The following is a 17,939-nucleotide window of genomic DNA, read 5'->3' on the forward strand; positions in this document are numbered from 1 at the left end:
GAGCCACCATGAAACATTTCATTTTTGCCTGTTTTTTCGGGTTGACCGTGGGAACCGCCCAGGCCGACCTCAAAATCTTCGCCACTGTCCCGGAGTGGGGCGCCCTGGCGCAGGAAATCGGTGGCAGCAAGGTCAAGGTCTATACCGCCACCACCGCCTTCCAGGACCCGCACCGCATCGAGGCCAAGCCGTCGCTGCTGGCGCAGGCGCGGCAGGCCAACCTGGTCATCGCCGCCGGGGCCGATCTGGAAATCGGCTGGCTGCCACTGGTCCTCCGTGATTCCGGAAATTCAGGCATCCAGACCGGTCAGCCAGGCTATTTCGAGGCGGCCAACTTCGTCAATCGCCTTGAAGTCCCGACGACCCTCGACCGCGCCCACGGCGACGTCCATGCCGCCGGCAATCCGCACACCCACCTCGATCCGCGCAATGTGCTGAAAGTCGGCGAGGCGCTGACGGCGCGCATGGTTGAACTCGACGCCGCCAATGCCGCCGCCTATCAAGCCGGCTACCTGGCCTTTGCCGGAAAATGGCAGACGGCGATGGCGCGTTGGCAAAAAGAGGCAGCACCGCTCAAGGGCGTCCCGGTCCTTGTTCATCACGCCTCCTTCGTCTATTTGCTTAACTGGCTGGGCATGAAGGAAGTCGGCACGCTTGAGCCAAAGCCCGGTATCGAACCGACCAGCGGCCATCTGACCGGGCTGCTGGCCCGCCAGCAGAGCGCACCCGCCAAAATGGTCCTGCGCGCCGCCTATCAGCAGGAAGGGCCAAGTCAATGGATGGCAGGAAAGACCGGCATGCCGGCCGTTCTGCTGCCCTACACGGTGGGCGGAACGCCGGAGGCCAAGGACTTGTTCGGCCTGTTCGACGACACCGTGCAACGGCTGTTGAAGGGAGCGCGGTGAGTAGTCTTCTCCGCACTGAGCAGTTGGTCGTCGGCTGGCAGCAGCCGGCGACGCAGCCGCTCGATTTGACCATTGCGGCTGGCGAAATTGTCGGTCTGACAGGACCCAACGGCGTCGGCAAAAGCACGCTGCTCGCTGCCATTGCCGGGCGGGCCAAGGTCTTTTCCGGGCGCATCGAGCAGCATCCCGGCCTTCGTCTAGGCTTGCTGCGGCAGGATGTGCCGCCGGTTGTCGGCATGCCCCTGGCCGGCCGCGAACTTCTCGCGCTGACCGGTGCTTCGCCCGAAGGCCTGCCCGCCTGGCTGGCCGATCGCCTCGACATCCGTCTCGACAAACTGTCCGGCGGCCAGCGTCATTACCTGGCGCTATGGGCCATTCTGCAGGCGCCGGCCGATCTGGTGCTGCTCGACGAGCCGACCAACAACCTCGATGTCGCCGGTGTCGCCCACCTGACTGAGCACCTGCGCGACCGGGCGGCGGCTGGCGCCGGCATTCTCGTCGTCAGCCACGACACGGCCTTCGTCGAGGCCGTTTGTGACCGGGTGATTGGCCTGAGGAGCAACGATGTCGGCTGAGCTTTTCCTGATTCCCTTCCTGACCGGCCTGGCCTGCGCCATCGTGTTGCCGGTGCTCGGTTGCTATCTGCGCCTGCGCGACGAATGGCTGGCTGCGCTGGCCTATTCGCATATTGCGGCGGCCGGGGCTTTGCTGGCCCTGCTTGCCGGGGTGCCGCCGGTGCTCGGAGGATTGTCCATGGCGGCCTTGGCCGGTGCTGGCCGGCGACTGTTTGCCCAGCGACTGTCCGGCGGGGCAAGCGATGCCTTGTTGCTGGTCGGCGGCTGGGCCATCGCCGTGTTGCTGGCCGCCAACGCGCCGATGGCCGAACGCCTCGGCCATGCCCTGTTCGACGGACAACTCTATTTTGCCAGCAGCCAGGAACTCTGGCCGGTCGCTATCGGCGGCGCTGTTGCCTTGCTCGCCCTGCGCGCCTTGTCGTCCCGCTTGCTGCTGGCCCGGGTTTATCCCGATCTCTTTCGTTTGCGCGGCCTGTCGGCCTGGCCGATTCAGGTCGGCTTCGATCTGATGGCGGCACTCTGCCTGGCTCTGGCGACCATGAGCCTTGGCGTCATGGGCGCTTTCGCCCTGGTCTTCATCCCGCCCTGGCTGGCCTTCCGGCGCGCCGCCAACTGGCGTTCCGGCCTGCGCTGGGCCCTGATCATCGGCGTCATGGCCTATGTCGCGGCGTTTGCCCTGGCGCTTGCGCTGGATCAGCCCTTCGGGCCAGTTCTGGCTCTCCTCTTGGTACTGGTAGGCTTGCTCGTTGCATGAAGTGCGAGGGCATGCTAAAACTACTCTCCCGCGTGCGGAGTGGTTATGGTTTTTTCCTTTTTCAAAAAGCAGGACAAGAAGATGCCCGAACGGCCGGCCGCCCGTCCGCGTGCACCGGAGCCGCTGCCGGAGGTCAAGGCGCCTTTAGCGCCGGCCGAGGATCAAGCCAAGGCGCTGCGCGAGCCGCTGCCGGATCTGGAATTCACCCCCGGCAAGCCGACCAAGCCGCAGCCCGCACCGGCTGCCCGCAAGCCTGAAGGCAAGCCAGCCGCGGCCCCGCTGCAACCACTGGCGGCCGATTCCGATTTCAGCATCGACGATTTCGACAGCGACGATTTCACCGAATCCAGCGTCATGGGCATCGACGTCAATCATGACGATGACCCGCTGCAAGCCTGCGTCGAGCAGGTCGTCGTCCTTTATGCCAATGGCCAGGATGGCGCCGCGCGCTCGCTGCTTGAAACGTTTGTCCGCTCCTACCACGGCCGGGAAGGCCGGCGGTTCTGGCTTCTGCTGTTCGATCTGTTGCAGGCGACCGGTGAGCGGGCCGCTTTTGAAAAGCTCGGCGCCGATTATGCCGAGGCCTGCGAAATGTCCCCACCCACCTGGTCGCAGCATTCGCCGGCTGCCAACCAGTCAAATGGTGCGGTCGGCCCCCACAAGATCTTCCTGCAGGGCGTATTGACTGCGGAAGGCGCCTTGCCGGTGACCCAGTTTGCCAAACTGATCGAGCAAAAGGCCCAGGTCACGGTCGATTGCACCAAGCTGATCGGTTGCGACGACGAGGTGGCCGGACAACTGGCCGATCTGCTTAGCCGGGCCAGAAAGACCAGGCTGTCGGTTGTGTTGAGCGGCACCGACGTCTTTATTGATCGTTTGAATAGCCGCATGGTCGCTGGAGATATCGCCCACGAGCCGTCCTGGCGCCTGTTGCTGGAGTTGTTGCAGCGGCACGGTACGCAGGATGCATTTGAAGAGCGAGCCGTCGATTACGCGGTAACGTTCGAGCTGTCGCCGCCGTCCTGGGAGCCGAGGGGGGCTGTTGCTGCACCTGCTGTCTCCGCAGTCACTGCTCGCCCGGCCGACGACGCCCATTATTTATCCGGTGAGCTCAAGGGCTGCCGCTTCGACGAGTTGGTGGCCGTCATCGAGGGGGCCGAACAGCCGATTCTCGATTTTTCCGGCGTGCGCCGGCTTGATTTCGTTTCGGCCGGGCAACTCGTGAACCGTCTTGCGCCGTACAAGGCAGCGGGGCGCGATATCGTCATCCGCAGCCCGAATCATCTGGTCGCCGAGCTGATGGCCGTAGTCGGCCTCAACAAGCAGGCGCGCATTCTCGTTCCCAAGTCTTAATCAGGAAAACACATGGAGCAATATCACGGCACGACGATCCTGTCGGTGCGCCGGGGCAATTCCGTCGCCATGGCCGGTGACGGTCAGGTGACGCTCGGCAACATCGTCATCAAGGCTACCGCGAAGAAGGTCCGCCGCCTGTACAACGGCCGCATCCTGGCCGGTTTTGCCGGCGGTACGGCCGACGCCTTCACGCTGTTCGAGCGTTTCGAGGCCAAGCTGGACAAACATCAGGGCAATCTCCTGCGCTCGGCTGTCGAACTGGCCAAGGACTGGCGTTCCGATCGAGCCCTGCGCCGGCTGGAGGCCATGCTGTCGGTCGCTGACCGCGAAGTCTCGCTGATCATCACCGGCAACGGTGACGTGCTGGAGCCCGAGCAGGGCATTGTCGCCATCGGTTCCGGTGGCTCGTATGCGCAGAGCGCGGCACGGGCGCTGCTGGAAAATACCGAGTTGGCGCCGCGGGAAATTGTCACCAAGTCGCTGGAGATCGCCGGCGACATTTGCATCTACACCAACCGAAATTTCACGATCGAGGTACTGGAATGACGGCCATGACCCCGCAGGAAATCGTTTCCGAGCTCGACAAGCACATTGTCGGTCAGAAAAACGCCAAGAAGGCTGTGGCCATCGCCCTACGTAACCGCTGGCGCCGGTCGCAGGTGGCCGAGCCGCTGCGTCAGGAGATTACGCCAAAGAACATCCTGATGATCGGGCCGACCGGTGTCGGCAAGACCGAAATCGCCCGGCGTCTGGCCCGTCTGGCCAATGCGCCGTTCATCAAGATCGAAGCGACCAAGTTCACCGAGGTCGGCTACGTCGGCCGTGATGTCGAAACGATCATCCGCGATCTGGTCGAAATGGCCATCAAGTCGCATCGCGAACGGGCCATGAAAACCATGCGTGCCCGCGCTGAAGATGCCGCCGAGGAGCGCATCCTCGACGTGCTGCTGCCAACGGCCCGCGGCCCCAACTTTTTTGCCGAAAATTCCGAGTCGACCGCAAGCGATAACACGACGCGTCAGAAATTTCGCAAGAAGCTGCGCGAAGGCGAACTGGACGACAAGGAAATCGATATCGAAGTCGCTGCGCCGGGCATGCAGGCCGAAATCTTCGCGCCGCCCGGCATGGAAGAGCTGACCCAGCAGATTCAGGGCATGTTCCAGAGCGTCGGCGGCGGCAAGAAGAAGTCGCGCAAATTGAAGATTCCCGAGGCGCTCAAGCTGCTCACCGATGAGGAGGCGGCCAAGCTGGTCAATGACGAGGACGTCAAGCTCGAGGCCGTGAAGGCCGTCGAGCAGAACGGCATCGTTTTTCTCGACGAACTCGACAAGATCGCCAGCCGTTCCGAAATGCAGGGCGCCGACGTTTCGCGTCAGGGCGTCCAGCGTGACCTGCTGCCGCTGGTCGAGGGCACGACGGTGTCGACCAAATACGGCATGATCAAGACCGATCACATTCTGTTCATTGCCTCGGGGGCTTTCCACCTGTCCAAGCCGTCCGACCTGATTCCCGAGCTGCAGGGCCGTTTCCCGATCCGCGTCGAACTTGATTCGCTGTCGGTGGCCGATTTCGAGTGCATCCTGACCCAGACCGACGCCTGCCTGACCAAGCAATATCAGGCGCTGCTCGAAACCGAGGGCGTCCAGATTGAATTTACCGATGATGGCATTCGGCGCATGGCCGAAATCGCCTTTCAGGTGAATGAGCGGACCGAAAATATCGGTGCCCGCCGTCTGCATACGGTCATGGAAAAACTGCTCGAAGAGGTCTCTTTCGACGCTGGGAAGGTCCGTCTGGAGAAGGTTCTGGTCAATGCCGACTACGTTAACGAGAAACTCGGCGAAGTCGCTGCCGACGAAGATTTGTCGCGCTACGTGCTCTGACCTTTAGGGGTAATCCCGGCTGTGCGGGCGCCCTTGGTGTCCGCACAATCGCACTTGTTGCCCATTCCCATTTGAGGCCTTCCGTTTGGACGAGCAAAGCCTGAGTTTCCGTCTGCTGTTGATTCTGTTCCCCATCTTCGGGATCGTGGCGGCCGGCTATTTTTATGGCCGCAAGCACAAGCCCGAAATGGCCGTGGCCAACCGGCTGAACATGGATATTTTCATCCCGGCCCTGGTTTTCGCGGCGATGGCCGGCAAGTCCTTTGATCTGGCGGCCTACGCGCCGCTGGCCCTCGGCGGTTTTCTCGTTCTGGCGACCTGTGGCCTGCTCGCCTGGCCGCTTGCCCGGTTGTTCGGCATCCAGCCGAAAACGCTGGTGCCGCCGATGTTGTTCAACAACTCCGGCAATATTGGCCTGCCACTCGCCGTGCTGGCCTGGGGCGAAGCGGCGCTGCCGGCGGCGGTGATTTTGTTCATGGTCGAAAACACGCTGCATTTTTCGTTTGGTGCCCGTTTGCTTGATCCGACGACGCGCATCCTGACGCTGTGGCGAATTCCTGTCGTTTTTGCCGCAATTGCCGGGTTGACCGTGGCACTCGTCAAAATCCCGATGTGGGCGCCGCTGATCATCGCCATCAAGATGCTCGGCGACGTTTCAGTGCCGCTACTGCTGTTCTCGCTCGGCGTACGCATGACCGACGTGTCTTTCAGCGAATGGAAGGTGGCGGTCGGTAGCGCCGTGCTCAGGCCGGTGGCCGGCATGTTGATCGCGGCCGGGGTCATTCAGCTGCTCGGTCTGCAGGGCCGGGATGCGGCGATGCTCTTCGTTTTCGGTGCATTGCCGCCGGCCGTGCTCAACTTCCTGTTTGCCGAGCGCTACAAGCAGGAGCCACAGCGTGTCGCCTCGATCGTGCTGATCGGCAATCTGGCCGCGCTGCTCTTCCTGCCGCTGGCGCTCGCCTACGTACTTTGATTTTGGCCGTTTTTTCCGGTTGACCGTAGCTACCGGGTTTTATCGACCGTAACGGTCCATCTGGCGCCGGTCGCGCTTGGTTGGCCGGCCATGGATGTCGGCGGCCGGGTCCTGGACGAACTGCCGGCCCTCCCGCGCCGTTTCGCGGGCGCTGATGCTTTCCGGCGTTTCTTCGTAGAGCAGCCGGGCTTCCGGCGCCGGGCCGCGTTTGTCCGACAGGGCTTTGACCGTCACTTCCCAGCGCGTTTCGCTGTTGGCGATGTCGAGCCGGTCGTCAATCTTGATTTCGCGCGCCGGCTTGATGGTGGCCCCATTGACCTTCACCTTGCCGCCACTGACGGCGTCGCTGGCCAGGGAGCGCGTCTTGAAAAAACGCGCTGCCCAAAGCCATTTATCGACGCGCAGGCCGCTCACTTCGGCAGCGTGGACTCGCCGGCGTAAAGCTGTTCGACCGTTTCGCGCTGGCGAATGACGTGGATCTGGTCACCGTCGACCATCACTTCAACGGCGCGCGGCCGGGTGTTGTAGTTCGAGGCCATGGCCATGCCGTAGGCGCCCGCCGACATGACGGCCAGCAGATCGCCGGCTTCGACGGCGAGCGGACGGGCCTGGCCGAGGAAGTCGCCGGTTTCGCAAACCGGGCCGACGACGTCGTACTCGGTGGCGGAACCGGTCCGCGGCACGACTGGCAGGATGTCATGCCAGGCTTCGTAGAGCGCCGGCCGCATCAGGTCGTTCATGGCGGCGTCGATGATGGCGAAATTCTTGGCTTCGCCCTGCTTGAGGTATTCGATGCGGGTGAGCAGCAGGCCGGCATTGCCGACCAGCCGGCGACCCGGTTCGAGGACGACCTGCAGGCCGCGCCCGGCCAGCTTGTCGAGCAGCGGCGTCAGGTAGGCGGCGACGGTCGGCTGGACCTGTTCGGCGTTGTACTTGATGCCAAGACCACCACCGAGGTCGAGGTGGTGAATGTGGATGCCTTCTGCGGTCAACTGGTCTACGAGCACTAAAATGCGATCGAGCGCTTCGATAAACGGAGACGGATCGAGCAATTGCGAGCCAATATGACAGTCGATGCCGGCAACTTCGATGTTGGGCAGGGCAGCGGCGCGGCGGTACAGATCCAGGGCGTTGTCGTAAGCAACGCCGAACTTGGCGCCCTTGAGACCGGTCGAAATGTAAGGGTGCGTCTTCGGATCGACGTTCGGATTGACACGCAGGCTGATCGGCGCCTTCTTGCCGCACTGGCCGGCGACTTGGTTAAGGCGCTCTAGTTCGGGAGCGGATTCGACGTTGAAGCAGAAAATGCCAACGTCCAGCGCCAACTTCATTTCATCGGCCGTCTTGCCGACGCCTGAGAAAACGACTTTCTTCGGGTCGGCGCCAGCCGCCAGCACGCGCTGCAGTTCGCCGCCGGAAACGATGTCGAAGCCGGCGCCGAGGCGAGCAAAGACGTTGAGGATGGCGAGGTTGGAGTTGGCCTTGACGGCGTAGCAGACCAGCGCGCCCTGGCCGGTCGGGTGGCCGCCAAGAACGTCATGGAATTCGCGCAACGAGGCTTCCAGCGCAGCGCGGGAGTAGACGTAGGCCGGCGTACCGAATTGATCGGCAATAGCAGGCAGGGCAACGGATTCGGCGTGCAGTACGCCGTTTTTCAGGGCAAATTGGGTCATGGGGCTTTGGGGCTGGTGGTCGTGCTAACATCCTTGGCAGCTGGCTTGGTGTTGCCAAGCAGCGGATCAGACGCCGGGCCTGGCGGCATTTCAAGCCGGCCTTTCATGCCGCAGGCGGCAAGGCTCAGGATAATCAGCAAGGCGGCGATTCTGGACATGTTCGGGGCGCTGTCGGCGAAGAGCGGGATGGTAGCACACGATGGATGACAAGGAATTCAACACCCTGGCCGAGGCAACGCTGGCCAGGATCGATGCGGCGCTGGAAGCCAGCGGAGCCGATGTCGACTGCCAGCTGGCCGCAGGTGGCGTGCTCGAAATCGAGTTTGACGATGGCAGCAAGATCATCGTCAACCGCCACGGAATCGCCCGGGAAATCTGGGTCGCGGCTCGCTCGGGCGGCTTTCATTTTCGCTGGGATGGCGCTGTCTGGCGTGATACCCGTGATGCTGCCGAACTAATGGAAAAACTGTCGATGCTCGCCAGCCAGCAGGCCGGCGAGACCGTCAAGCTAGGCTGATCAGTCGCTGGGTGGTGCGCTGAGATCCGGGGTTGGCAGCGGAACGCCTTCCTGTGCCGCCTCCTCCGGTGGTTTCTCCTTGGCCGCATTCTCGGCGTAGATGTAGCTTCGCTCCCGGCCTTCGCCAGAGGCTATCAATCCTTCCGGCGCTTGCGGGAGCAGCGTCGGCACATCCTTGAGCGCCCGGCTCATGTAGCCAATCCAGATCGGCAGCGCCGCGGCGCCGCCCGTTTCCTTGTCGCCCAGTTTCCGCGGCTGGTCAAAGCCTATCCACGCGCAGCCGCTGACAGTCATCTGGTAGCCACAGAACCAGGCGTCCAGATACTCATTGGTAGTGCCGGTCTTGCCGGCCAGATCATGGCGTTTCAGGGTGGCCGATGCCTTGGCGGCCGTGCCGTAGATGGTGACGTCGCGCAACATGGCATCCATCATGAAGGCGTTGCGTGGGTCAATGACGCGGGTTTCTTCATTGCCAGCCTCGGTTGCCGCCGACAGGGCCAGCACCTGGTTCCCGCCGTCACGAATTTCGCGGACGACAAAGGGGTTGATCCGGAACCCGCCGTTGGCAAAGACCGAATAGGCGGTCACCATCTGCCACGGCGTCACCGACCCGGCGCCAAGGGCCATGGTCAGGTAAGGCGGGTGTTTTGCTGCATCGAAGCCAAAACGGGTCGCGTAATCCTGAGCGTAGTGCGTGCCGATCGACTGCAGGATGCGAATCGAAACCATGTTTTTCGACTTGGCAAGTGCCGTGCGCATGCGCATCGGGCCTTCGTACTTGCCATCATAGTTATGCGGTTCCCAAGCGGCTGCGCCGGTCTGGCTGGCTGGAATGACGATAGGCTCGTCGGCTATCACGCTATTGGGGCCGTAACCTTTTTCCAGTGAAGCGGAATAGATGAAGGGCTTGAAACTGGAGCCCGGCTGTCGCCAGGCCTGGGTGACGTGGTTGAACTTGTTGCGGTTGAAATCGAAACCGCCAACCAATGCACGAATGGCCCCATCTTTCGGGTCGACTGCAACAAATGCAGATTCAACCTCCGGTAGCTGGCTGATCTGCCAGCCACCCTTGTCGTCCTTTTGCAGGCGAACGATGGCGCTGCGTTTGAGGCGCTTGTTGGGTGGCGCCTTGTCATCAAGCATACGGGTCGCAAACTTCATCGCATCGCCGGTCAAATTGACGACTTCTCCCCCCTTGCGATAGACCTTGATGTGTTTTGCGTCGGCAGCCAGAACCAGCCCCGGAATCAAGTCGCCGGCATCGGCGAAGTCCTGTAGTGCTTCGTCGATGGCCTCGTCCTGGTCGGACTTGATATCTTTCATGTCGAGATAGGATTCAGCACCCCGGTAGCCGTGTCGCCGGTCGTAATCCATGACCCCTTTGCGCAGGCTGTTGTACGCAGCCTCCTGCTCTGCCTTGATGAGGGTGGTGTAAACCTTCATGCCGCGCGAGTAGACCTCTTCCGGGAAACGTTCGGCGGTAATCTGTCTGGCCATTTCTGCCACGTATTCGGCGTGCACAGCGTATTCGGCCAATTCTCGTTTGACGACCAAAGGTTCCTTGAGGGCTGCTTCGTGCTGCGTCTCGGTGATATGGCCCAATTCGCGCATGCGGCGCAGGACATATTGCTGACGGAGTCGGGCACGATGTGGATTGACGATAGGGTTGTATGCAGACGGCGCTTTTGGCAAGCCGGCCAGCATCGCCGCTTCGGCAATCGAAATATCCTTGAGTGGCTTGCCGAAGTAAATCTGGGATGCTGCAGCAAAACCATAGGCGCGCTGACCAAGGAATATCTGATTGATGTACAGCTCGAAAATCTGGTCTTTTGACAGATTGCTTTCTATCTTGAAGGAGAGAAGGGCTTCGTAAAGCTTGCGTGTATATGTTTTTTCGCCGGTCAGAAAGAAATTCCGCGCTACCTGTTGGGTAATGGTCGAAGCCCCCTGCCGCTTGCCGCCGCCAACCAGATTGGCACCGATTGCGCGGACAACGCCTGTGTAGTCGATGCCGCCATGCTGATAGAAACGATCATCCTCGGCGGCCAGAATGGCGTGCTTCATGACGGAAGGGACATCGGCTATGGCCACCACGGCGCGACGTTCTTCTCCGTATTCGCCGATCAGGAAACCATCGGCTGTGTATACCCGCAAGGGAATCTTCGGCCGATAATCGGTGAGCACCTCTAGCGACGGCAGATTCGGGTAGGTAAGTACAAGAACGATCAGCGCCATTGCGACGCCGATGGCAATAAGCCCAAGCAAAAATATGACAGGGTATATAACTAGGCGCAGCGCCGGAGACAATGAAGGCACGGTGGTCTGATTGGCGAAATAGGAGTTGCGCGGATTATACGCTGGGGTAAATCAGCGCCGTAAAATTGCTTTACATGCCTAGATGTTATTGTTAGCATCTGAAGTGAATTATTGGTTATTTTGCTAACTTCGCATTCCGTAAGGACTTTTTGGGGGTCTGGTGGGCTTAGATATCTCAGCGTTGTTAAATCCCAAGGCGCGTTCCTTGTTCGGTTTGGACATCAGTTCGTCCGCCGTCAAGATGGTGGAACTGACCGCTAACGGGAAGGACGGCTATCGCGTTGAGCGCTACACCATTGAGGTGTTGCCCAAGGACGCGGTGTCTGATGGCAATATTGCCAATCTGGATGGCGTTGTCGACTGCGTCAGGCGTGCCTGGAAGCGAATGGGTACATCGACCCGCAATGTCGCGATGGCTTTGCCGGGTTCGGCTGTCATCACCAAAAAAATCATCGTGCCGGCCGGGTTGCGCGATGAAGAGCTTGAGGCTCAGGTTGAGACTGAGGCCAATCAGTACATTCCATTTGCCATCGATGAAGTGAATCTCGATTATCAAGTGATCGGCCCTGCGCCGGCGGTTCCCGATGAGCTTGAGGTTCTGATTGCTGCCTCCAAGAAAGAGCGCGTTGAAGATCGCGTGGCGGTGGCAGACGCAGCAGGCCTGAAGGCAAGCGTCGTTGATGTCGAGTCATTTGCAGCACTGGCGGCATTCGAGTTGATTGAGCGCCAGTTGCCGGAGTCAGGAAAAAATCAGGTCGTTGCGTTGATCGATGCGGGGGCCAATGTGATGAATCTGACGGTATTGCGAAATGGCCAGCAGGTTTATGCCCGTGAGCAGGCTTTTGGCGGCGGTATGCTGACGCAGGATATCTCCCGTCACTATGGAATGAGCTACGAGGATGCTGAGGCCGCCAAGCGAGCAGGAAATTTGCCTGAAGGCTATGAAATCGAGTTGCTCAACCCCTTCATGGAAAATCTCGCACTAGAGGTTTCTCGGGCGCTCCAATTCTTCTTCACCTCGACCCAATACAATCAGGTTGATCATATCGTTCTGGCCGGTGGTTGCGCGGTCATTCCTGGTATTGATGAAGTCGTTGCTACAAGAACCCAAGTCAATACGCTGGTCGCCAACCCCTTCGCCAACATGGTGCTTTCCGACCGTGTTCGGGCAAAAAGTTTGCTCGCTGATGCCTCCTCGTTGATGGTGGCCTGTGGCTTGGCTCTGCGGAGGTTTGATCCATCATGATTCGCATCAACCTCCTTCCTCATCGCGAAGAGGCGAAAAAGGCTCGGCGCGAACAGTTTTATGTATTGTCCGGGCTTGTCTCAGTGCTCGGTGCGTTGATCGTGTTTGCGGTTTATACCCTTATTGGTAGTGCAATCAGTAATCAGGATGGTTCGAACGATTTCCTAAAGGGGGAAATAGCTGTCCTTGATAAGCAGCTCGACCAAATCAAGCGCCTGAAAGAGCAAACTCAAGCCTTGCTATCGCGTAAGCAGGTTATAGAAAACCTGCAACGTGATCGTGGCGAAACTGTTTATTTGTTGAGTGAATTGGTCAAACAGGTACCTGAAGGTATTTACCTAAAGTCACTAAAGCAGGATGGACTGAAGGTCGGTATCTCTGGCCATGCCCAGTCAAATGCCCGTATTTCGGCGTTGATGCGCAACCTGGAAGCTTCACCGTGGCTAGAAACCCCGCAGCTGATAGAAAGCAAAGCAGTTGTGATCAACGGGCGTCGAATCAACGAATTTGGCATGACCTTCATCCTCACCCGCGTTAAGCCAGAGGAAGACGGGAAGGTGAAAAAGTGAACGCCAAGACTATGTCCCTGCCCAATATTGATTTTCAGTCAATAGCCGATGACTTTCGGCTTATGAACCCGAACGATCCGGGTGCATGGCCGCTGATTCCGAAAATTACCGTTTTGGTTGGCCTGTTCTCCGCTATTCTCGTTGCAGGTTGGTGGTTTGTCTGGAGCGACCAGTTAACCGAACTGGAGACGAAGCAGCGGGAAGAGGAAACGCTCAAGCAGCAATACCTTGACAAAAAACGGCAGGCGGTCAATCTGGACTTGTATATCCAGCAACTGGCCGAAATTGATCGATCATTCGGTGCATTGCTTAAACAATTGCCTGATAAATCGGAAATTGAGGCGCTACTTATCGAGGTTAACCAAGCAGGTCTTGGTCGCGGCTTGCAATTCGAGCTGTTTAAGCCGGGGCAGGAGCAGGTTAAGGATTTCTACGCGGAATTGCCGATTACCGTCAAAATCAATGGGGGCTATCACGACTTCGGGGCTTTCGCCGCCGATATAGCCAAGCTCCCGCGCATCGTTACCCTGAATAATATTTCGATTGCTCCTGTCAAGGATGGTGGACAGCTCTCGCTGGATGCCACCACTAAAACATTCCGCTATCTGGATGAGGAAGAGATAGCCAAGCAAAAGAAGGCTGAGCAAGAGAAGAAGGCAGCGCAAGGAGCGAAGAAGTGAAACGAATATTGCTTATTGCCCTGTGCGGTTTCCTCGGCGCTTGCGCAGGTGGTGACCACGAAGAGTTGAAACAGTGGATGGCCGAAAACACCAAAGACATGCGGGGGAATGTCCCCAAACTGCCGGAGGTCAAGCCCTATGAGCCTGTGCCCTACGATATGGAAGCCACGATTGACCCATTCAAGCCGAACAAGATAGAACCGGAGTCGAAATACAAGCAGGTTGCAGGCAAGGGTGGTGCATTTCAACCCGACTTTGAGGCACGGGAAGTTCGTAACAGCCTTCTAGAAAAATACCCGATTGAGTCACTCAAGATGATCGGTTACATGAATGTAAACAAACGCCCGATGGCGGTTGTTCAGGTTGAAGACAAAGTTAAGCAAGTCAAGGTCGGAGATTATGTGGGCCTCGATTTCGGTATGGTGACGCAGATTTCAGATACGGAAGTTCAACTGCGGGAATTGATTCAGGATTCTGCTGGTGACTGGACTGAGCGCAAGAGCTCGCTCTACCTGCAGAGCAAGGAGGGAAGCAAGAAATGAAATTGATCACCTATGCGATGGCTGTAGCCTCGGCCTGCCTTGCTCTGTCGTCTTCTGCACAAGCAGAAGCTCCGCCGGCGAACTCTATTGAGGCGGTGAACGTTGCTCAACAAGGGAACGAGGTCGCGCTCCGGATCGACCTTAAGGAGCCGTTGGCTTCTCCGCCACCGGGTTTTAGCGTCGCCAATCCCGCAAAAATAGCGCTGGACTTCCAGTCGACCGCAAACGGTTTGGGTAAAACCAGCCAAGTGTTCAATCAGGGCGACTTGCGCGGCATGAATGTAGTGCAGGTTGGTGATCGCACGCGAGTAGTACTGAATCTCGTCCGGAACATGAACTACAAAACGCGGCTTGATGGCAAGTCGCTATATGTGACGCTTTCGCCGATTGAGCGACTGGCAGATTCCGCAGCGCAACGAACGACCCGCTTTGCAGAGGAAAGCCTGGTTGGTTCTAAGCATGCGGTAAGCGATGTGCTGTTTCGTCGCGGCAAGGATGGCGAGGGGCGGATCATCGTCGATCTGAGTGATACGGGTACCGGCATTGATATTCGGCAGCAGGGCGCCAATCTTGTTGTCGATTTCATGAAAACGACGGTACCAGACCGGTTGCGCCGCAAGCTGGACGTCACCGATTTCGCAACACCCGTAACGACAGTCGAAACCAAGGCAATTGGCGATAACGTCAGGATGGTAATTACGCCAAAAGGTTTGTGGGAGCACAATGCTTACCAGAGTGACAACCAGTTTATTGTTGAGGTAAAACAGATCGTCGAAGATCCAAACAAGCTGGTTCAAGGGGCGAAGGTGGGCTATCAAGGGCCACGGGTTAGTATTAATTATCAAAATGGTGACGTGCGCGCGCTGCTGCGTCTGATGGCCGAAGAACTGAATCTCAATGCCGTCATTAGCGAAACCGTGACAGGAACGACCACGCTTGTATTGAAGGACGTCCCCGCCGACCAAGTAATCGATATCATCTTCCAGCAAAAGGGACTTGATATGCGGAAGAAGGGCAATATCATCCTGATTGCCCCTCGCGATGAAATTGCTACCCGCGAAAAATTGGATTTTGAATCAAAGCAACAGATTAGCGAACTTGAGCCCCTCAAGTTGGAGCAGTTCCAGTTGAACTATCAAAAGGCGGCAGATGTGGCGAGGTTGTTGGCAGGTTTGCCACTAAGTGGCGCTGGAGCTGCGCCGGCACCGGCGGCGGGTTCGAATGTTGCTGCGCAGCGTATCCTGAGCAAGCGAGGGAGTGCCGTCGCTGACCCGCAGTCAAATATCGTATTTGTTAACGATATTCCGACAAAGCTGGAGGAAATTCATTCCTTTATTCGCGCAATCGATACTGCTGCCAGACAGGTTCTTATTGAGGCCCGAGTTGTTGAGGCTCAAGATAGTTTCAAGCGGGAGCTCGGGGCAAAATTGGGGTTGATTAATTCAAAGTCTAGCGAGATTTTGGGGACCGGAATAAATATTGCTGGGGGAAAAATGACTCCTGCGGTTACTACGGGGACTACAACTACCCCCGCGACGCTAGTGCAGAATTCGATGGTCGGAACCAATTTGCCGCTTCCTTCTACCGGGGGAACTCTCGCGTTTTCCCTTTTCAACTCAGCGGTAACCCGTATCCTCAACGTTGAGATTGCAGCGCTTGAAGAAGATGGAATAGGTAAAATAATTTCTAGTCCCAGAGTAATTACAGCGAATAACGTCAAGGCCAAAATTGAAGATGGAACGGAGGTTCCATATATCACAGCACAAACTTCCAGCGGTGCAACAACCTACACAGTTGCGTTTAAGCCAGCGAAGTTGTCACTTGAGGTCACTCCTCAAATTACTCCTGAGGGGACGGTTAGGATGAACTTGATCGTAAAAAAAGAAGAACCGGACTGGACTAGAGCCGTTAGTGTCAACGGATTCCTTAATCCACCAATCAAGAGCTCAATTGTTGAGACCAATGTTGTTGTTGAGAATGGTGGAACGGTGGTGATTGGTGGAGTTTACATTACCGACACCCAGAATACGGTTGATAAAGTACCGTTACTTGGTGATATTCCATTCTTTGGTTGGTTGTTTAAATATAAAAACGACACGGGTAAGCGCCGCGAATTGCTGGTCTTTATTACGCCACGCGTGATTTCTGACAAGATGCGATTTGACTGATTGCGAGTAGACAGGAACTCACGGGGTCGGCGATGCCGGCCCTGTTTTTTTGTGCTTAGCGGGTAGTCGGCTAAAATCCGAACGTGGAAAATTGTCGCAACATTTATCTTGTCGGGCTAATGGGGGCTGGCAAAACAACCGTCGGTCGTCAATTGGCGAAGCGTTTGGCTCGGCCATTTTTCGACTCCGATCACGAGATTGTCGAGCGCACCGGTGTGCCTATTCCTACCATCTTCGAAATTGAAGGTGAGGATGGTTTCCGGCGGCGGGAGGCTCAGACAATTCAGGAGCTTACCGAATCGTCCAACATCGTGATGGCTACCGGCGGTGGCGTCGTAATCAATCCGGAAAATCGGCGCAGGTTGCACGAGACCGGGTGGGTGGTATATCTGAATGTTCCGCCGGTTTTGCTTTTCGAACGCACGCGACAAGACCGCAATCGCCCCTTGTTGCACGTCGCGGATCCGCTTGCCAAGTTGGAGGAATTGCATGCCATACGCGACCCGCTATATAGAGATGCTGCCCACATAGTAGTAGATGGCGGCCGTTTGGTTGCATCCGGAATCGTGCTGCATCTCCTGAGAGAATTTAACCGTCAATGCTCAACATAATAGAAACACTTAACGTCGCCTTGGGGGATCGTTCGTACCCGATCCATATCGGAGCCGGCGTTATTACGCAGGTCGAATTGCTTCTGCCTTACATCAAGCAAAAAAAAGTTGTAGTGGTAACGAACACTACCGTTGCCCCCCTGTATCTCGAAATGCTGCGGTCTACCCTGGAAAGTAGAGGAATTTCAGTTCTGCCTGTGGTGTTGCCAGATGGCGAGCAGTTCAAGACATGGGAAACCCTGAACTTGATCTTTGATGCCTTGCTGAGTGCGCGCTGTGAGCGCGGAACGACTTTGATTGCTCTGGGCGGTGGGGTGATTGGCGACATGGGGGGCTTTGCAGCTGCGTGTTACCAACGAGGAATGCCTTTTATTCAGGTGCCGACGACTCTTTTGTCCCAAGTTGACTCTTCGGTTGGTGGCAAGACGGCGATCAATCACCCATTAGGCAAGAACATGATTGGCGCGTTCTATCAGCCAAAGCTGGTACTTGCCGATATTTCGACGCTGAACACTCTGCCTGAGCGGGAGTTGAAGGCCGGTTTGGCCGAGGTAATCAAATACGGACTGATTCGAGATATTGAATTCTACGTCTGGCTAGAAGCGAATCTCGAGAAACTTTTGGCGCGAGATCCATCGGCTTTAACGTATGCGATTCACCGGTCTTGTGCCAACAAGGCCGAGGTAGTCGTGGCGGACGAAAAAGAAACCGGAGAGCGGGCACTGCTCAATCTTGGACATACCTTTGGGCATGCGATTGAAACGGGCATGGGGTATGGCGAATGGCTGCACGGCGAGGCTATTGCAGCCGGCACGTTAATTGCTGCGGAGTTGTCGCATCAGTTGGGATGGCTGGATGAAAAGACGGTCAATCGAATTGAGCACATATTTGTTCGAGCCGGCTTGCCAGTATTTGGACCCAGGCTGGGCGCAGCCAGGTATCTCGAGTTGATGAGCCATGACAAGAAGGTGCAGGATGGGAAACTCCGTTTGGTTCTTCTGCAGGAAATCGGCAAGGCTATTGTTTCTGATCGAGCTAGCGATACGCAGATCAGCGCTGCTATTGAGACTAGATGCACCTGAACAGGGAGTCGTCTTTCCCGGGTGTGCATAGTTGGTGCGTCGCAGCATCTTGAATTGACAGGGGTTTGCCGGTATATTTGATGGTTGCC

General features: G+C 57.7%; 19 protein-coding genes. 15 read left to right on the forward strand and 4 right to left on the reverse strand.

Going from position 1 to position 17,939, the window contains the following annotated elements:
* Nucleotides 1-8 precede the first annotated feature (8 nt).
* From WBK19_RS21300 to WBK19_RS21330, 7 genes are all read left to right on the forward strand, one after another.
* The gene (locus WBK19_RS21300; protein ID WP_511293067.1) at nucleotides 9-905 is read left to right on the forward strand and encodes a metal ABC transporter substrate-binding protein; all 897 of its coding nucleotides are present in this window, start codon (nucleotides 9-11) and stop codon (nucleotides 903-905) included.
* Entirely contained in the window at nucleotides 902-1,480 is a 579-nt protein-coding gene (locus tag WBK19_RS21305; RefSeq protein WP_511293068.1) for an ATP-binding cassette domain-containing protein, read from the forward strand. The genes WBK19_RS21300 and WBK19_RS21305 overlap by 4 nt, the downstream gene beginning before the upstream one ends.
* Entirely contained in the window at nucleotides 1,470-2,234 is a 765-nt protein-coding gene (locus tag WBK19_RS21310; RefSeq protein ID WP_511293069.1) for a metal ABC transporter permease, read from the forward strand. The genes WBK19_RS21305 and WBK19_RS21310 overlap by 11 nt, the downstream gene beginning before the upstream one ends.
* 45 nt (nucleotides 2,235-2,279) lie before the next feature.
* Nucleotides 2,280-3,587 (forward strand): STAS domain-containing protein, encoded by a 1,308-nt coding sequence (locus WBK19_RS21315; protein ID WP_511293070.1) that lies wholly within the window; start codon nucleotides 2,280-2,282, stop codon nucleotides 3,585-3,587.
* Nucleotides 3,588-3,599: 12 nt separating this feature from the next.
* Complete coding sequence (gene hslV, locus WBK19_RS21320; RefSeq protein WP_511293071.1) at nucleotides 3,600-4,136, forward strand: ATP-dependent protease subunit HslV; 537 nt, start codon at nucleotides 3,600-3,602, stop codon at nucleotides 4,134-4,136.
* Nucleotides 4,133-5,473: an ATP-dependent protease ATPase subunit HslU gene (gene hslU / locus WBK19_RS21325; protein WP_511293072.1), complete on the forward strand. Its 1,341-nt coding sequence runs from the start codon at nucleotides 4,133-4,135 to the stop codon at nucleotides 5,471-5,473. The genes hslV and hslU overlap by 4 nt, the downstream gene beginning before the upstream one ends.
* 85 nt (nucleotides 5,474-5,558) lie before the next feature.
* Nucleotides 5,559-6,446 (forward strand): AEC family transporter, encoded by an 888-nt coding sequence (locus WBK19_RS21330; protein WP_494649417.1) that lies wholly within the window; start codon nucleotides 5,559-5,561, stop codon nucleotides 6,444-6,446.
* Nucleotides 6,447-6,485: 39 nt separating this feature from the next.
* On the opposite strand, the gene hslR is transcribed toward WBK19_RS21330, so the two are convergent.
* Genes hslR through lptM form a run of 3 tightly spaced genes read right to left on the reverse strand, consistent with a single transcriptional unit; the run spans nucleotide 6,486 to nucleotide 8,277 of the window.
* Entirely contained in the window at nucleotides 6,486-6,851 is a 366-nt protein-coding gene (hslR, locus tag WBK19_RS21335) for an Hsp15 family ribosome-associated heat shock protein (RefSeq protein WP_511293098.1), read from the reverse strand.
* A gap of 5 nt (nucleotides 6,852-6,856) precedes the next feature.
* Nucleotides 6,857-8,119: a diaminopimelate decarboxylase gene (gene lysA / locus WBK19_RS21340; RefSeq protein WP_494649418.1), complete on the reverse strand. Its 1,263-nt coding sequence runs from the start codon at nucleotides 8,117-8,119 to the stop codon at nucleotides 6,857-6,859.
* Nucleotides 8,116-8,277 carry an LPS translocon maturation chaperone LptM gene (gene lptM, locus WBK19_RS21345; RefSeq protein WP_511293073.1) on the reverse strand — a complete coding sequence of 54 codons (162 nt, stop codon included), beginning with the start codon at nucleotides 8,275-8,277 and terminating at the stop codon, nucleotides 8,116-8,118. Before lptM ends, lysA begins: the two co-directional genes overlap by 4 nt.
* A 41-nt stretch (nucleotides 8,278-8,318) precedes the next feature.
* Here lptM and cyaY point away from each other — a divergent pair, with 41 nt between their 5' ends.
* Nucleotides 8,319-8,636 (forward strand): iron donor protein CyaY, encoded by a 318-nt coding sequence (gene cyaY / locus WBK19_RS21350; RefSeq protein ID WP_511293074.1) that lies wholly within the window; start codon nucleotides 8,319-8,321, stop codon nucleotides 8,634-8,636.
* On the opposite strand, the gene WBK19_RS21355 is transcribed toward cyaY, so the two are convergent.
* Nucleotides 8,637-10,871, reverse strand: a complete 2,235-nt coding sequence (locus tag WBK19_RS21355) for a penicillin-binding protein 1A (RefSeq protein WP_511293075.1) — start codon at nucleotides 10,869-10,871, stop codon at nucleotides 8,637-8,639. It abuts the gene before it with no gap.
* Between the two features lie 241 nt (nucleotides 10,872-11,112).
* Between WBK19_RS21355 and WBK19_RS21360 the strand changes: the two genes are divergently transcribed.
* The 7 genes from WBK19_RS21360 to aroB all read left to right on the forward strand — a co-directional run bounded on the left by WBK19_RS21360 (nucleotide 11,113) and on the right by aroB (nucleotide 17,850).
* The gene (locus tag WBK19_RS21360; RefSeq protein ID WP_511293076.1) at nucleotides 11,113-12,198 is read left to right on the forward strand and encodes a pilus assembly protein PilM; all 1,086 of its coding nucleotides are present in this window, start codon (nucleotides 11,113-11,115) and stop codon (nucleotides 12,196-12,198) included.
* Nucleotides 12,195-12,767, forward strand: coding sequence for a PilN domain-containing protein (locus WBK19_RS21365; protein ID WP_511293077.1), 573 nt, complete (start codon nucleotides 12,195-12,197; stop codon nucleotides 12,765-12,767). Before WBK19_RS21360 ends, WBK19_RS21365 begins: the two co-directional genes overlap by 4 nt.
* Nucleotides 12,764-13,447 (forward strand): type IV pilus inner membrane component PilO, encoded by a 684-nt coding sequence (locus WBK19_RS21370; RefSeq protein ID WP_511293078.1) that lies wholly within the window; start codon nucleotides 12,764-12,766, stop codon nucleotides 13,445-13,447. The genes WBK19_RS21365 and WBK19_RS21370 overlap by 4 nt, the downstream gene beginning before the upstream one ends.
* Nucleotides 13,444-13,989 carry a pilus assembly protein PilP gene (locus tag WBK19_RS21375; protein ID WP_511293079.1) on the forward strand — a complete coding sequence of 182 codons (546 nt, stop codon included), beginning with the start codon at nucleotides 13,444-13,446 and terminating at the stop codon, nucleotides 13,987-13,989. The genes WBK19_RS21370 and WBK19_RS21375 overlap by 4 nt, the downstream gene beginning before the upstream one ends.
* Complete coding sequence (locus WBK19_RS21380; protein ID WP_511293080.1) at nucleotides 13,986-16,157, forward strand: type IV pilus secretin PilQ; 2,172 nt, start codon at nucleotides 13,986-13,988, stop codon at nucleotides 16,155-16,157. Before WBK19_RS21375 ends, WBK19_RS21380 begins: the two co-directional genes overlap by 4 nt.
* Before the next feature lie 119 nt (nucleotides 16,158-16,276).
* The gene (locus WBK19_RS21385; RefSeq protein WP_511293099.1) at nucleotides 16,277-16,768 is read left to right on the forward strand and encodes a shikimate kinase; all 492 of its coding nucleotides are present in this window, start codon (nucleotides 16,277-16,279) and stop codon (nucleotides 16,766-16,768) included.
* A complete protein-coding gene (gene aroB / locus WBK19_RS21390) occupies nucleotides 16,768-17,850 on the forward strand; it encodes a 3-dehydroquinate synthase (RefSeq protein ID WP_511293100.1) in 1,083 nt (360 codons plus the stop codon). Before WBK19_RS21385 ends, aroB begins: the two co-directional genes overlap by 1 nt.
* Nucleotides 17,851-17,939 lie beyond the last annotated feature (89 nt).

The sequence above is a fragment of the Azonexus sp. genome, assembly GCF_049652925.1.
Lineage (GTDB): Bacteria > Pseudomonadota > Gammaproteobacteria > Burkholderiales > Rhodocyclaceae > Azonexus.

What these genes read in the sequence shown, in the direction of transcription:
- hslV (WP_511293071.1), top strand. Translation starts at nt 3,600, where the DNA reads ATGGAGCAATATCACGGCACGACGATCCTGTCGGTGCGCCGGGGCAAT.
- WBK19_RS21300 (WP_511293067.1), top strand. Translation starts at nt 9, where the DNA reads ATGAAACATTTCATTTTTGCCTGTTTTTTCGGGTTGACCGTGGGAACC.
- WBK19_RS21310 (WP_511293069.1), top strand. Translation starts at nt 1,470, where the DNA reads ATGTCGGCTGAGCTTTTCCTGATTCCCTTCCTGACCGGCCTGGCCTGC.
- WBK19_RS21355 (WP_511293075.1), bottom strand. Translation starts at nt 10,871, where the DNA reads ATGGCGCTGATCGTTCTTGTACTTACCTACCCGAATCTGCCGTCGCTA.
- WBK19_RS21365 (WP_511293077.1), top strand. Translation starts at nt 12,195, where the DNA reads ATGATTCGCATCAACCTCCTTCCTCATCGCGAAGAGGCGAAAAAGGCT.
- WBK19_RS21385 (WP_511293099.1), top strand. Translation starts at nt 16,277, where the DNA reads ATGGGGGCTGGCAAAACAACCGTCGGTCGTCAATTGGCGAAGCGTTTG.
- WBK19_RS21315 (WP_511293070.1), top strand. Translation starts at nt 2,280, where the DNA reads ATGGTTTTTTCCTTTTTCAAAAAGCAGGACAAGAAGATGCCCGAACGG.
- WBK19_RS21380 (WP_511293080.1), top strand. Translation starts at nt 13,986, where the DNA reads ATGAAATTGATCACCTATGCGATGGCTGTAGCCTCGGCCTGCCTTGCT.
- hslU (WP_511293072.1), top strand. Translation starts at nt 4,133, where the DNA reads ATGACGGCCATGACCCCGCAGGAAATCGTTTCCGAGCTCGACAAGCAC.
- lptM (WP_511293073.1), bottom strand. Translation starts at nt 8,277, where the DNA reads ATGTCCAGAATCGCCGCCTTGCTGATTATCCTGAGCCTTGCCGCCTGC.
- lysA (WP_494649418.1), bottom strand. Translation starts at nt 8,119, where the DNA reads ATGACCCAATTTGCCCTGAAAAACGGCGTACTGCACGCCGAATCCGTT.
- cyaY (WP_511293074.1), top strand. Translation starts at nt 8,319, where the DNA reads ATGGATGACAAGGAATTCAACACCCTGGCCGAGGCAACGCTGGCCAGG.